This window comes from Micromonospora sp. CPCC 205739, from assembly GCF_036906795.1.
Taxonomy (GTDB): Bacteria; Actinomycetota; Actinomycetes; order Mycobacteriales; family Micromonosporaceae; genus Micromonospora.
In genome coordinates this window covers 25,391-39,545 of record NZ_JBAKHS010000006.1, presented here as the reverse complement: position 1 = coordinate 39,545, position 14,155 = coordinate 25,391, and the positions used below count along the sequence as shown (strand labels likewise).

12 protein-coding genes are annotated in these 14,155 nt (G+C 73.1%); 6 read left to right on the top strand and 6 right to left on the bottom strand.

Translation table 11 applies throughout. The annotated features are described in order from the left end of the window. Window positions 1-3 precede the first annotated feature (3 nt). Window positions 4-843, bottom strand: a complete 840-nt coding sequence (locus V6U88_RS11800) for a DUF3027 domain-containing protein (RefSeq protein WP_334452420.1) — start codon at window positions 841-843, stop codon at window positions 4-6. A gap of 87 nt (window positions 844-930) precedes the next feature. Between V6U88_RS11800 and V6U88_RS11795 the strand changes: the two genes are divergently transcribed. Beyond that, on the top strand, window positions 931-2,667 hold the full coding sequence (locus tag V6U88_RS11795; RefSeq protein ID WP_334452419.1) for an MFS transporter: 1,737 nt from the start codon (window positions 931-933) through the stop codon (window positions 2,665-2,667). Next, on the top strand, window positions 2,664-3,314 hold the full coding sequence (locus V6U88_RS11790) for a futalosine hydrolase (RefSeq protein WP_334452418.1): 651 nt from the start codon (window positions 2,664-2,666) through the stop codon (window positions 3,312-3,314). The genes V6U88_RS11795 and V6U88_RS11790 overlap by 4 nt, the downstream gene beginning before the upstream one ends. Here the strand turns inward: V6U88_RS11790 and V6U88_RS11785 are convergent. After that, complete coding sequence (locus tag V6U88_RS11785; RefSeq protein WP_334452417.1) at window positions 3,277-4,212, bottom strand: GNAT family N-acetyltransferase; 936 nt, start codon at window positions 4,210-4,212, stop codon at window positions 3,277-3,279. The two genes, V6U88_RS11790 and V6U88_RS11785, sit on opposite strands and share 38 nt — an antisense overlap. 614 nt (window positions 4,213-4,826) lie before the next feature. Between V6U88_RS11785 and V6U88_RS11780 the strand changes: the two genes are divergently transcribed. Beyond that, window positions 4,827-5,708, top strand: a complete 882-nt coding sequence (locus tag V6U88_RS11780; RefSeq protein WP_334452416.1) for a 1,4-dihydroxy-6-naphthoate synthase — start codon at window positions 4,827-4,829, stop codon at window positions 5,706-5,708. Here V6U88_RS11780 and V6U88_RS11775 read toward each other — a convergent pair. Together V6U88_RS11775 and V6U88_RS11770 are read right to left on the bottom strand one after the other, a co-directional pair. Next, complete coding sequence (locus V6U88_RS11775; RefSeq protein ID WP_088643517.1) at window positions 5,669-6,055, bottom strand: cold-shock protein; 387 nt, start codon at window positions 6,053-6,055, stop codon at window positions 5,669-5,671. The genes V6U88_RS11780 and V6U88_RS11775 overlap by 40 nt on opposite strands. A 28-nt stretch (window positions 6,056-6,083) precedes the next feature. Further along, window positions 6,084-6,707, bottom strand: a complete 624-nt coding sequence (locus V6U88_RS11770) for an HAD family hydrolase (protein WP_334452415.1) — start codon at window positions 6,705-6,707, stop codon at window positions 6,084-6,086. Between the two features lie 84 nt (window positions 6,708-6,791). On the opposite strand from V6U88_RS11770, the gene V6U88_RS11765 reads away from it, so the two are divergent. Then, complete coding sequence (locus tag V6U88_RS11765; RefSeq protein WP_334452414.1) at window positions 6,792-9,260, top strand: helicase-associated domain-containing protein; 2,469 nt, start codon at window positions 6,792-6,794, stop codon at window positions 9,258-9,260. A gap of 4 nt (window positions 9,261-9,264) precedes the next feature. On the opposite strand, the gene V6U88_RS11760 is transcribed toward V6U88_RS11765, so the two are convergent. Next, window positions 9,265-9,501 (bottom strand): hypothetical protein, encoded by a 237-nt coding sequence (locus V6U88_RS11760; protein WP_334452413.1) that lies wholly within the window; start codon window positions 9,499-9,501, stop codon window positions 9,265-9,267. A 133-nt stretch (window positions 9,502-9,634) separates the two neighbouring features. Next, complete coding sequence (locus V6U88_RS11755; protein WP_334452411.1) at window positions 9,635-10,525, bottom strand: L,D-transpeptidase family protein; 891 nt, start codon at window positions 10,523-10,525, stop codon at window positions 9,635-9,637. A 178-nt stretch (window positions 10,526-10,703) separates the two neighbouring features. Here V6U88_RS11755 and V6U88_RS11750 point away from each other — a divergent pair, with 178 nt between their 5' ends. Next, window positions 10,704-12,383: a DNA repair helicase XPB gene (locus V6U88_RS11750; protein WP_334452410.1), complete on the top strand. Its 1,680-nt coding sequence runs from the start codon at window positions 10,704-10,706 to the stop codon at window positions 12,381-12,383. Between the two features lie 315 nt (window positions 12,384-12,698). Further along, entirely contained in the window at window positions 12,699-13,877 is a 1,179-nt protein-coding gene (locus V6U88_RS11745) for a hypothetical protein (protein WP_334452409.1), read from the top strand. Window positions 13,878-14,155: the final 278 nt, after the last annotated feature.

The window sequence follows — 14,155 nt, the reverse complement described above, 5'->3', positions numbered from 1 at the left end:
CCGTCAGGAGTGGCCGTACGGCTCCGCCGGCTCGCCCGTCTCCACCGAGCCCGGCGCGCGACTGACCGACATGGCCTCCACCGCGCTGTCGTCGTAGATCGTGGGCATCTCGTCGACCGGGGACTCCGCCGCCTCGACCAGCGCCTCGGAGTGCGCGCCGCAGCCGTGGTCGGCGCTGACCACCCGGCCGTCGTCCGGGGCGTAGAAGTTCCCGCAGGCGCCGAAGGACTGCCGCAGCGCGCCGGCCAGCGGCAGGTAGAAACCGCAGGTGCCGCAGCGGGCGGCGGCGGGCGCCGCCACCGAGATCGGCGCGGCCGGGCCGTGGTCGCCGTCGTACCAGCGCTGGGCGGTCTCGGTGCGCCCCTCCCGGGACAGCACCCGGGGCCGGCCGAGGCCGAGCTCCCAGGAGGCCTCCTCGACCGCCGGGTCGTCGGAGAGCAGGTAGCCGGGGGCGAGCCGCTCGTCGTCCGGCGCGGTGGGCAGCAGGTCGCCGGGGCCGAGGTCGCCGGGCTTGAGCCGCTCCTGCCAGGGCAGCCAGCCCGGGGCGAGCAGCGCGTCCGAGCCGGGCAGCAGCACGGTCTCACAGACCGTGACGTGCTTGCTGCGCGGCACCCGGGTCACGGTGACCGCCCACCGCCAGCCGCGGTAGCCGGCGAGCTTGCACTCGAAGTAGTGCGTGACGACCCGGTCGCCCTCGGCGACGGCACGCAGGTGGTCACCGACGTCGGAGGGCTCCACCTCGGTGATGGCGTCGCGGGCGAGGTCGACGGCGGCGGCGCAGACCTGGTCGAGGCGGGCGGCGCGGGAGGAGGCGGGCCTGGTCACCCGCCCATTGTTCCCCATGCGCGTCGCCGCCCGACAGGGACTCCCCGATGACGTCTTCCCCCGGTGGTGCGACGGGCGTGGATCAGATGGGCGAGGATGGTGCACATGCCGCTCTCCTCCCGCTCCGGGCGGTCCGTGCTCGGACGGACCGTCGGCACGGGCATCCGCGCCGTCCGTCTGCTGTTCCGCGGTTCGGTCAGTGGCGGACGCTGGATGACCCGGCGGGCCGGATCGGCCCGGGCCAAGGGCGCCGGCGGCGAGGTCGGCATGGTCCGCCTCTTCGACCTGCACGCGGTCTCCTGCGCCGGCGACACGTTGATCGCGATCGGCCTGGCCGGGACGATCTTCTTCGACGTCCCGCTCGGTGAGGCGCGCAGCAAGGTCGCGCTCTACCTGCTCGTCACGATGGTGCCGTTCGCCATGCTCGCGCCGGTGGTCGGCCCGCTGCTCGACCACTTCCGGCACGGCCGCCGGTACGCCCTGGCCACCACCATGCTCGGCCGGGCGTTCCTGGCCTGGCTGATCTCGGACTACATCGGCGGCCTCGGGCTCTACCCGGCCGCGTTCGGCGTGCTGGCGCTCTCCCGGGCGTACGGGGTGGCCCGCTCGGCGGCCGTGCCCCGGTTGCTGCCCGAGGGACTCGGCCTGTCCCAGGTCGGTGCCCGGGCCAGCGTCTACGGCACGGTGGCCGGCGCGCTGGTGGTGCCGATCGGGCTGGCCGCGTTCTGGTTCGGGCCGCAGTGGCCGCTCCGGGTCGCCTCGGTGATCTTCCTGGTCGGCATGGTGATCGCGCTGCGGCTGCCGCCCAGGGCGGACTCCGACCCGCCGGAGCGGGTGCCCCGTCCGCTGCGGGCGCTGCGCCGCGACGGGGACCGGCCCCTCGGCCGGGGCCGCCCGGCCGGTCGTCTGGTGATCGCCACCCTGATCGGCGCGGCGGCGCCACGCGCGCTCTACGGCTTCCTGCTGCTCTTCCTCGCGTTCGCGCTCAAGAAGGGCGACCTGGACACCGACTTCTTCGGCCGGGAGCTCAACGACCAGGCGGCGCTGGGCCTGGTCGGCGGGGCGTTGGCGATCGGCGGCTTCCTGGCCACCGCGCTGGGCACCCGGCTGCGCATACACCGGCCCGCCGCGATCCAGTCGAGCAGCCTGGTCATCGTGGCCGGGGTGGCGGTCCTGGCGACGCTGAAGTTCTCCCTGCCGATGGTCGCGGTGCTCTGCCTGGTCGCCGCGATGAGCAGCGGAATCGCCAAACTGGCCGTGGACGCCTCGATCCAGGAGCGCATCCCGGAGCGGCTGCGGGCCAGTTCCTTCGCCCACTCGGAGACCGCGTTGATGCTGGCCTTCGTGGCCGGCGGCGGTCTCGGCCTGGTGCCGTTCGAGGGGCGGGTCGGCATCGCGGTCGCCGCCGGGGTGGGCGTGCTCGCCGCCGCCCGGGGCATCGTGGTCGCCGGGCGGCTGCGCGGCGAACGACTGATCGGCCGCCCGCTCACCGACGAGGAACTCGCCGAGCGCGACGAGGCGGCGGATGCACCGCACGGCACGACGGAACCGCCCCGCGCCACGCCGGACCTGGCCGGGCCGAACGGCGGCCGGCCCGGCCCGGACGCCGAACGACGGGGTGCCGGTACCCCCGGCCCGAACCCGGCGGAGGACGCCGCCACGGCCGCCGCCGCCCAGGCCGCGCCGACCTCGCCCGCGCCGACCGGCCACCGCTCCCCCGCCACCGACGACACCGCGCTGGCGCCGCCCGGCTACCACATCTACCGGCCCTCCTCGGCGGTGGCGCGGCCCGGCGGGACGGACGACGAGCAGCGGCGGGAGTCGCCGGGGTCGGTGTCGTGACGGGTCTGCTGGTGCTGACCGCCGTGCCGGCCGAGGCCGATGCGATCCGGGCCGGCCTCACCGATCCGACGGTGACCGTACGGCCGGTCGGGGTGGGACCGGCGGTGGCCGGCGCCGCCACCGCGCGGCTGCTGACGCTGGCCGAGGCGGCCGGTCGCCCGTACCGGGCGGTGGTGAGCGCCGGCATCGGCGGCGGCTTCGCCGGCCGGGTGGCGGTGGGCGCGACGGTGCTCGGCACCCGGAGCGTGGCGGCAGACCTGGGCGCGGAGTCGCCCGAGGGCTTCATCCCCGTCGACGAGCTGGGCATGCCGCCGGAGCTGCTGGGCGGCGGGCCGACCGTCGACGCCGACCCGGAGCTGCTGGCCGCCCTCCGTGCGGCGCTCCCGGAAGCGGTCGTCGGCGCGGTGCTGACCATCAGCACGGTGACGGGCACGGCCGCGAGCACCCGCGCCCTCGCCGATCGTCACCCGGACGCCGTGGCGGAGGCCATGGAGGGGTACGGCGTGGCGGTGGCCGCCGCGCACGCCGGCCTGCCCTTCGTCGAGCTGCGCACCATCTCCAACCCGATCGGCCCCCGCGATCGGGGGTCGTGGCGGATGCGGGAGGCGTTCAGCGCCCTGACGGCGGCCGCCCGGGCCCTGGGCTGACCGGCAGCGCGAGACACATCGCCAGGGGCCGGTGCGACGCGATGCGGAACCCGCACGCGGCCAGAAAGTTGACGCCCGGACCCTCGGCAACCCCGGACACGGTGCCGACCCGCACCTCCGCCATCCGCCGGAGCAACGCGTCCATCAATCCACGCCCGATGCCGAGCCGCCGGTGCTCCCAGGCGACCAGCACCCCGTCGAGCACCAGGTCGCGTGGCCACACCGACTCGTCGCCCCCGTACGCCAGGTGCCGCGTGCGCTCGTGGGCTCGCAACTCGCCGACCAGTTCCCCATCGGGTAGCTCGGCGACGAACCGCCAGGCTGTCGCCGGCCGGCCGGGCTCGACGACCTGGCGTACCGAGAACTCCCGGCGCACCCGTTCCGCCCTGCGCCGCCGGTCCCGGTAGCCGCGGTCCCGCTCGTACGTCGCCTCGGGCAGCGGCCGGGGCCACCGCTCGCGCGGCAGGTCGTACCAGTCCGCCCACCACGCGCCCGGCCAGTCCTTCGGCTCGTGCACCGGCCACGCGTCCAGGTGTGCCGGGTAGCGCCGACCGACCGCGTCCCGCAGCTCGTCGTGCGGTACGGCCGGCAGCCCACCCGTCGCCGGCCCGGCACCCTCCGCCGCCGCGTTGTGGCTGGCAGGCTCTGCCTCGACCCCGCCACCGACCTCGGCCCCGCCGGCGGTTGGCACGGAGATCACGATCCGGCCCTGCACCGCTGCGACCAGGGCCTTGATCGTGCGGAAGCGCGGGTCGGTTGACCGTCCCGACTCGATGCGCGCGATGGTCGCCTGCGGTATCCCGGACTTCTCGGCCAGTTCGCGCTGACTCAGATTGGCGCGGCGGCGCAGCGCGCGGATCGTGCGGCCCAGGTCGACCCGGGGTGATGTCTCCGTCACGAATTCATGCTGCGGCCACGCCTCGCGCTCTTTCAACAGGCTCCGCCAGCCTGTGGACAAGGCTGTGGAAAACCCGCCGAGCTGGGGACAGCGGTGGGGTGACGGACGCTGTGGAGCTGATGTCGCGAACGACTCACCCCCCGGTCCGGCGCGCGAGGTGGGCGGAACGACTTCCAGTGGAGGCGCAGTGGCCCTTCCGACGGCGCGTCGTCAGCAGGGGTGAGCGCCGCGTCGAGCACCCGCGCCGGGCGGCGACGCCGTGATCACCGGCGTGGACTAGGCCGGCAACAGCTCCACGGCGGTCCACGTCTGGAGGCTGGGCGGCTGTCGAATCAGGGCGGCCCGGGACGCTGCCGGCGATGGCGCGCGGACGGCTGAATCGTCTACGACATCAGCTCCACAGCGAGTTTGCGGAGGGGTTGCCACCCGTCCGGGCGCCGTCGCGAGGCTGGGCGGCTGACGCGTGGCGGCAGCCACAGGCAGCGAGCGGCGGAGGGCGGTGGGCGGGCGGCGGCAAGCGGCGGCAAGCGGCAGCGAGCGGCAGCGGGCGGGTGGCGTCACACGGTGACGGGCGGGGTGGGGTGGGGGCGCGGGGGCGGGGCTACCGTGGGAGCGTGGCGCTCTCCCTGGCGATCTCGCCCTGCCCCAACGACACGTTCGTCTTCCACGCCCTGGTGCACGGGCGGGTGCCCGGCGCGCCGCCGGTCGAGGTGACCTACGCGGACGTGGACGTGACCAACACGGCCGCCGAGCGGGGCGCGTTCGACCTGGTGAAGGTGAGCTACGCGGCGCTGCCCTGGCTGCTGGACGACTACCACCTGCTGCCATGCGGCGGGGCGCTCGGCCGGGGCTGCGGGCCGCTGGTGCTCACCCGGGGCGGGGCCGGCGACGGTGCGGGCGGACCGGACCGGCCGGACCGGACCGATCTGACCGGGGCCACGGTGGCGGTGCCCGGCGACCGGACCACCGCGTACCTGCTCTTCCGGCTCTGGTCGGCCGAGCGGCCCCCGGCGCGGATCGAGGTGGTGCCGTTCCACGAGATCATGCCGGCGGTGGCCGCCGGCAGGTACGACGCGGGGCTGGTCATCCACGAGGCCCGGTTCACCTACCACCGGCACGGGTTGACCGCGCTGGTGGACCTCGGCGAGTGGTGGGAGGGCGACACCGGCCTGCCGATCCCGCTCGGCGCGATCCTGGCCCGCAAGGGTGCCGTCGACCCGGCGGAGGCGGCCGACTGGATCCGGGAGTCCGTCCGCCAGGCCTGGGCCGACCCGGCCGCCAGCCGGGAGTACGTGCTCTCGCACGCGCAGGAGATGGAGCCCGACGTGGTGGACCGGCACATCGGCCTCTACGTCAACGAGTTCACCGCGAACCTCGGGGACGCGGGATTCGCCGCCGTGGAGGCGCTGCTGGGCCGGGCCGCCGACGCCGGGCTCACACCTCGGGCCGCCGGCCCTCAGACCTCCAGCTCGCGCGCCACCGCGTGGACCAGCTGAGCGATCTTCTGCGCGGTCTTCTTGTCGGGGAACCGGCCCCGGCGCAGGTCCGGCTGGACCTTCGCCTCCAGCACCTTGATCATGTCTTCGACCAGGCCGTGCAGCTCCTCGGCCGGGCGCCGGCGCAGTTCCGCCATCGACGGCGGGGCGTCCAGCAGCTTGACCCCCATCGCCTGGGCGCCCCGGCGGCTGTCCACCACGCTGAAGTCGACCCGCTGTCCACCCTTCAGGTCGGTGACACCCGCGGGTAGCGCGCCCTTCGGAAGGAACACGTCGCCACCCTCGTCACTGGTGACGAACCCGTATCCCTTGGCCGCGTCATACCACTTCACTCGACCCGTCGGCACCTGAGAACCCCTGCTTCGCTTGAGACGTCTACTGCTCCAAGGCTAGCCCGATGATCCGGTCGAGCGCCGCCGGGAATCCGGTGAGGTCGTCCAGCACCTGGTCCGCCCCGGCGGCCCGCAGCTCGTCGACGCTGCACGGGCCGGTCGCCACCCCGACACCGGGCACCCCGGCCGCGGCCGCCGCCACCATGTCCGCCACGTGGTCACCCACGTAGAGGCTCGCGCCGTGCGCGCGCAGCGCGGTCGCCTTCTCCTCGGCGAAGAGGTCCCCGGCCAGCTCGTCGACGCTCAACCCGAGGTGTTCCAGGTGCAGCCGGGCCAGCCGGCCGATCTTCGAGGTCACCACCATCACCCGGCCGCCGCGCGCGTGCACCGCCTCGACCGCCTCCCGCGCACCCGGTAACAGGACCGTCGGGGTGATCGCGTACGCCGGGTAGAGCTCGCGGTAGATCGTCACCGCCTCCTCCACCTGCTCCGGCGGGAACCAGTACCCGATCTCGGTGCGCAGCGGCGGCCCGAGCCGGGAGACCGCCAGGTCGGCGTCGACGGGTACGCCGGTCCGCGCGGTCAACGCCCGGTAGCAGGCGGCGATGCCGGGGCGGGAGTCGACGAGGGTCATGTCGAGGTCGAAACCGACCATCAGTGGAGGCACCCCGAGAACGTACCCGCCCAACCCGGACCGAGCCGGACGACCGAGGGGCGGGACGGCCTCGCAGCGGGCTAGCGTGGAACGACGATGACCACCTCACTCGCCGACCACCTGCGCGCCCTGCCCGACGAGTCGCTGGCCGCCCTGCTCCAGCTGCGGCCCGACCTCGTGGTGCCGGTGCCCGCCGACGTCTCCGCCCTCGCCATCCGGGCCGAGTCGCGGGTCTCCGTGGCCCGCGCCCTGGACGGGTTGGACCAGTTCACCCTCCAGATCCTCGACGCCGCCCGCCTCACCCGGCACCCCGAGGAGGGCACCACCTCCACCGAGGCCGTCCTCGCGATGGCCACCGCCGGGCCGCACCCGCCCGCCCCGACCAGCGTCCGGGGCGCGGTCGATCGGCTGCGCGCGCTCTTCCTGCTGTACGGCCCGGAGCACGCCCTGCGCGTCGCGGGCAGCGTCGACGAGGTCTCCGCGTACCCGGCGGGGCTGGGGCGCCCGGCGGCGGAGCTGGACGCGCGGACGGCAGCGCTCTGCGCGGACCCGGCGAAGCTGCGGCGGACGCTGCTCGCCGCTCCCCCGTCGGCCCGGGCGATCCTGGACCGGCTCGCCGCCGGGCCGCCGGTGGGCAGCGTCCCGCCGGGCGCCCTCCAGGCGCCCCCGGTCGGCGCCGAGGACGACCTGCCGCCGGACCCCACCAACGGCGGCGCGCCCACCGGCTCACCGATCCGCTGGCTGGTCGACGCCCGGCTGCTGGTGCCGGTCTCCGCCGGCACGGTGGAGCTGCCCCGCGAGGTGGGGCTGCTGCTGCGCCGGGACAGCGGGCCGCTCGGACCACTGCGCACCAGCCCGCCGTCGGTCGCCGGCCCGCCGCGCGAGCCGAAGGCCGTCGACTCCGCCGGTGCGGGGCAGACCATGGAGCTGGTACGCCACACCGAGGCGCTGCTGGAGAGCCTGGCCGCCGAGCCGGCCCCGGTGCTGCGTTCGGGTGGGGTCGGGGTGCGTGACCTGCGCCGGCTTGCCCGCGGCATCGGGCTGGACGAGCCGGCCACCGCGCTGGTCTTCGAGGTGGCGTACGCGGCGGGGCTGGTCGGGGAGATGGACCTGCCCGGGGCCACCACCAGCCGCTACGGCGCCGACCAGCAGGTGCTGCCGACCGGCGGGTACGAGGTGTGGCGGGCGATGTCGCTGGCCCACCGGTGGGAGCAGCTCGCCCGGGCCTGGCTGACCATGACCCGGCAGGTCGGGCTGGTCGGTCAGCGCGACGACCGGGACCGGCCGATCAGCGTGCTCTCCGCCGAGGCGGAGCGGGCCGGCGCGCCGGCCGCCCGGCGGGCGGTGCTCGGGGTGCTGGCCGATCTGGAGCAGGCCACCGCGCCCACCCCGGAGGAGGTGCTGGAGCTGCTGGACTGGCGCGCTCCCCGGCGCAGCCGCGGCCGGGAGGCCGCGCACCGGGAGGTGCTGGCCGAGGCGGCCCAGCTCGGCGTCACCGGGCTCGGCGCGCTCACCTCGTACGGGCGGTTGCTGCTGGCCGATGTCACCGAGGCGGACGAGCGCGGCGCGGACGACCCGCTCGGGCTGCGCTCGGACGCCGAGAGCGGCGACCCGTCGAGTGCGGTGCGGGCGCTGGACGCGCTGCTCCCCGCCCCGGTCGACCACTTCCTGGTGCAGGCCGACCTGAGCGTGGTGGTGCCCGGCCCGCCCGACCCGGCGCTCGCCGCCGAGCTGGACGTGGTGGCCGAGCACGAGTCGGCCGGCGGGGCCAGCGTGCACCGGATCACCACGGCGAGCGTGCGGCGCGCCCTGGACGCCGGCTACACCGCCGACGACCTGCACGCCCTGTTCCGCCGCCGGTCCCGTACCCCGGTGCCGCAGGGGCTGACGTACCTGGTGGACGACGTGGCCCGCAAGCACGGCGGGTTGCGCCTCGGCTCCGCCGGCGGGTACGTGCGCAGCGACGACGAGGCGCTGCTCGCCGAGGTGCTCGCCGACCGGCGGCTGGAGCCGATGGCGTTCCGGCGGCTGGCGCCGACGGTGCTGATCACCCCGTATCAGGTGGGGCGGATGCTGAACGCGCTGCGCGACGCCGGGTACGCGCCGGTGCCGGAGGACACCAGCGGCGCGACCGTGCTGTCCCGGCCGAAGACCCGACGGGCCCCTGCCCGGGCGTCGGTGACGACCCGCGCGGTGGACCCGTTGGCCGCCCCGAAGCTGGCGATGCCCCGCCTGCTCGGCGTGGTGGAGCAGATCCGCCGGGGCGACGCGGCGGCGCGGGCGGCCCGGCGGGCCCCGGCGGTGGTACGCGGCGGCGCGGCCCGGGTGGCCGCCGGCCCGATGCCGGCGCACAGCCACAGCGACGCCTTGGCGGTGCTGCAACAGGCGGTGCGGGACAAGGCGCTGGTCTGGGTCGGTTACGTCGACGCGCACGGGGCGACCGCGTCCCGGCTGCTCCGGCCGGTGTCGATCGGTGCCGGTTACCTGCGTGCCGAGGACGACCGGACGGAGATGCTGCACACCTTCGCGCTGCACCGGATCACCGCGGCGGTGCGGGAGGACTGAACGGTCAGCGCCGGCTGCGGCGCACGGTGCCGATCACGGAGACGGCGAGCAGCAGCGCGAACGCGGCCCCGGCGGTCTCGCCGACCGACGCGACGAAGCCCTGCCGCTGCACCAGCCAGCCGAAGAGGAACCAGCCGACGAGGGCGAGCGCGGCGGCGGCGTAGCCGACCAGCGTCGCCGTGGAGACCTCGTCGGCGGGCGGTGACTCGTCGTCGGTGGCCGCTTCCTGGTCGACGCTCATGCCAGCCCTCCCGCTCCCCGTCCGGCTCCCGCCCTCCAGGGTGGCACCCGGACGCTTGGCCGCACAGGGGACAAAACCCTGAACCGCCCCGGCAGTCGGACTGCCGGGGCGGTTCAGGTAAGGGGGTCGCGGGTCAGGTGCCGGGGCGGCGGCCGACCAACGTCACGCGGGAACCGATGGAGCCGAGCTCATACCACCGGACCGCGTCGGTGTGCAGCAGGTTGATGCAGCCGTGCGAGCCGATCGCGCCGTTGTGCAGGTAGGTGGTGGTCTCGTGGAAGCCGATCCCGCCGTTGAAGCGCTGCCAGTAGGGCAGCCACACGTCGTACGGGTCGGACCACTCCTTCAGCTTGCGAAGGTTGATCTTGTAGGTGCCCGCGGGGGTGGCGAAGCCGGACATGCCGGTGCGGGTCACCGTCGGCTTGGCCACCACCTTGCCGTCGCGCATCACCCAGGTGGTCTGCTGGGTCAGGTCCACGCAGAAGGTGGTGCCCGAGCCGGCGTTGCAGCGGCTGGTGTCCGTGTTCGCCAGCCGCTTCGCCACGTCGTACGTGGTGGGGCCGGCCCGGCCGGCGGCCGGGCGGATGTCGTACCGCTGCTGGAACTTCTTGATAGCGGCGCAGTCGGCGTCGGACTGCCGGCCGTCGACGCTGACCTTGCCGAAGCCGCCGAGCCGGGCCAGGTAGCCCTCCACCTCGCGCTGGTACTCGCCCTGATCGCAGCGGGTCATGTTCTGCGGGGTCGGGTTGGTCAGGCGGCGTGCCCGCTCCGGCTTCGGCGTCGTGGTGGTGCGCGGCGCGGTCGCCGTGGTCCGCTGCCTCGGGGGCGAGGTGACCGGCTCGGTCCGCTGGTCGGGCTGGGAGGAGCCGCTCGCCCCCGTTACCTGTTCCGCATTGCCGACCGGGGCGAGCCCTCCTCCAGTGCCACCCGGATCGGCCTGCGGGTCGAGCGCGCACCCACCGGCGCCGACCAGCGTGACCACTGCCAGGGCAGCGATCCGGATGGCCATACCTCTGTGCCTCATTGAGCCCTCCTGAGTTCGCCGTCCCATCTGGTAGACGTTCGGCGATCAGGAAACGTTGCGTCGATCCGGCATTTTCTTGGGACCTGCCGACCTCGTGCAACACTGGATGGTCGGCCTGCGGCGGGTGATCCCGCCGCTGACGGTGGCCGATGATCCCGGTCGAGGAGAGGACACTGGCGTGAGCGGTGGACCACTGATCGTGCAGTCCGACAAGACCCTGCTGCTGGAGATCGACCACCCCGACGCGCAGGCCTGCCGGATGGCGATCGCCCCCTTCGCCGAGTTGGAGCGCTCCCCCGAGCACGTGCACACCTACCGGCTGACGCCGCTGGGGCTGTGGAACGCCCGGGCCGCCGGCCACGACGCCGAGGGCGTGGTGGACTCGCTGATCAAGTACTCGCGCTACCCGGTGCCGCACGGGCTGCTGGTGGACGTGGCCGAGACGATGGACCGGTACGGCCGGCTCCAGCTCGCCAACGACCCCGCGCACGGCCTGGTGCTGCGGGCGCTGGACCGGCTGGTGCTGATCGAGGTCGCCAAGAGCAAGAAGCTCGCCGGCATGCTCGGCAACAAGATCGACGACGACACCATCCAGGTGCACCCCTCCGAGCGCGGCCGGCTCAAGCAGGCCCTGCTGAAGCTCGGCTGGCCGGCGGAGGACCTGGCCGGGTACGTCGACGGCGAGGCGCACCCGATCGAGCTGGCCGAGGCCGGCAAGGACGGCCGCAAGCCGTGGACGCTGCGGTCGTACCAGCGGGAGGCGGTGGAGGCGTTCTGGGCCGGCGGGTCCGGCGTGGTCGTGCTCCCCTGCGGCGCGGGCAAGACGCTGGTCGGGGCGGCGGCGATGGCCGAGGCGAAGGCGACCACGCTGATCCTGGTCACCAACACCGTCGCCGGCCGACAGTGGAAGCGGGAGCTGATCGCCCGCACCTCGCTGACCGAGGAGGAGATCGGCGAGTACTCCGGCGAGCGCAAGGAGATCCGCCCGGTCACCATCGCGACGTACCAGGTGCTCACCTCGCGGCGCGGCGGCGCGTTCACCCACCTGGACCTGTTCGGGGCCCGCGACTGGGGCCTGGTCGTCTACGACGAGGTCCACCTGCTGCCCGCGCCGATCTTCCGGTTCACCGCGGACCTCCAGGCCCGCCGTCGGCTGGGCCTCACGGCGACATTGGTACGTGAGGACGGCCGGGAGGGCGACGTGTTCAGCCTGATCGGCCCCAAGCGGTACGACGCGCCGTGGAAGGACATCGAGTCGCAGGGCTGGATCGCCCCGGCCGAGTGCACCGAGGTACGGGTGACGCTGACCGACGCCGAGCGCATGTCCTACGCGACGGCGGAGTCCGAGGAGCGCTACCGGATGGCGGCGACCGCCCGCACGAAGCTGCCGGTGGTGCGCGCGCTGGTCGACCGGCACCCGAACGACCAGGTGCTCGTCATCGGCGGGTACATCGACCAGCTGCACCAGCTCGGGGAGTACCTGGACGCGCCGATCGTGCAGGGGTCCACCACCAACAAGGAACGGGAGCGGTTGTTCGACGCGTTCCGCACCGGCGAGATCCGCACGCTGGTCATCTCCAAGGTGGGGAACTTCTCGATCGACCTGCCGGAGGCGGCGGTGGCGATCCAGGTGTCCGGGACGTTCGGGTCGCGGCAGGAGGAGGCGCAGCGGCTGGGGCGGGTGCTACGGCCGAAGGCGGACGGGCGGCAGGCGCACTTCTACACCGTCGTCTCCCGGGACACGATCGACACGGAGTACGCGGCGCACCGGCAGCGGTTCCTCGCGGAGCAGGGGTACGCGTACACGATCGTGGACGCGGACGACGTCCTCGGCCCGAAGCTCCCCACCGTCGACTAAGGCCACCTCTCACTCAAGGGCATGGCCCGCAGCGACGAGCCCGGCGTGGGAGACAAGATCCGACATCCACAGGGATGATCTTTCGGGTATCCGACAGCACTAGCCGAGTGCAGCTAAGGGCCGATACGGTGGTCGAACTCTGTCGACACAGGACAGGGCGTAACGACTGTCCGCTTGACTGATCGTGGGATGGGCGGTTTGCTTGATCCGCAGCCAACTCCGCCCCCAGTGTCATCCGTGGCACGGTGGGAGACCAGTGTGCAACCCGAGTTACATCTAGGGAGTTTTCCGCAAGCAGCCCTGCGGAAAAGCGCGTTGGAGGCGTTCGTCGCTGCGGTAGCGCGCAACAGTGACGCCATCACCCAAGATCCGAATGCTCTCGAAATAGCCCAGGCCGTCTTCGATGCCTTCGCCTCTCGGCGGTCATCTGGGGGATTGGCCCGGCAGGAACTTCTCGACGCGTGTGCGGGCGTGTGTGACGAGCGGACGTTCGATAGTCGGTTTGAGCTCTTCAAGAAGCTGAAGCTGCTGATACCGGGCGTGGCGAAGGCGCACGAAGAGCGATACCTCTTCAACCCCTATGGGGCCGCTGGCATTCTGGTATTTGACCGCATTTCAAGTGCTGGCGGGGTTGATGAGCTACTGGCCCTGCTTGACAGGACCCGCCTCGCGATCAGTCGAGGGACAGCGACGCCTGAGCAAGTCAGTGCTGCGCTGACCAGGGCTCGAGGAATGCTCGTCATCGCCGCCGACTATCTCCTGATGCTCGTACGAACCCGCTCACTGGAAATGATGATTGCTGAGCGGCATCAGCATCAGCATCCGGCCCTGATGAGCGATGTTCATGCGGTAACGGAGCTAGTACGTTTGCGGTTCTCCGAAATGGACGCTCTCACCTATACGGTGGTCTTGGAGGCGCAGCGGTATCTGGATGCTCGAACTCGATTTGTAGAACGCCTCCTCGAGGAAGGCGCGCGGGCAGAAGACTTTGGCGTCCTACACCACGAGCAGTACCTGGCGGTTGCGAGGGAGGCCTCAACCAGGCACCTAGCGCAGGCCCTGGAAAGGTTCGTTTTCGATCCAGTAGATCTGCAATTGAGCACCGCGACGATCGCCATGGAGGTGGACCGGCTTCACCCCCCGGCTCCGAAGACACCGAAACCGCCCCGGCCAGCGGACGCAACCTTTGGGGACGACCCGTTCCAGGCGCTTATCGACAGAGAACACCGCCGCGGCGACATCGCGGCCGACGAGGCTCAGTTGCTACTAGGGGCAGGCAGCGAGGTGGATCTCTCCGAGGAAATGGCGGCCCGCGGGTGGCCGGGCGCCGCTCGCCTGCTCGTATCGATGCTCCGTGCCACCGGTGCGGGACGGCAGTTCGACTTAAAGTTCGGAGACTCCTTGCGCGTGAACCCGACCGGAAAGGTCACCTATATTTCGCCAGTTAGACTCATCCGGCGAGCTGACTCGACCGACAAGCCCGTCGATGACTAGCTCACCTGCCGACTCCCGACTAGCTCTCGCAAGGCTTCGAGCAGCGGGTATGGCGACGCCGAGGGTGCCGCTCGACGGCCCCGCTGCAAGAGCGGGCCGGGCGGTGGTCCGAGCGACGGCAAGTGGCGACGTCGTTGACGTCCTGGCATGGCCAGTCGGATTCGAACCCGCAGAGCAGGAGGGGCATGCCGCTGCAGTTGCACCGTTCGTGACGCTCGTCTTTGCCGCCTGTCTCGGCACGTGCTGGCACGACCGGACTGCTCATCCCTGGCCAAGCG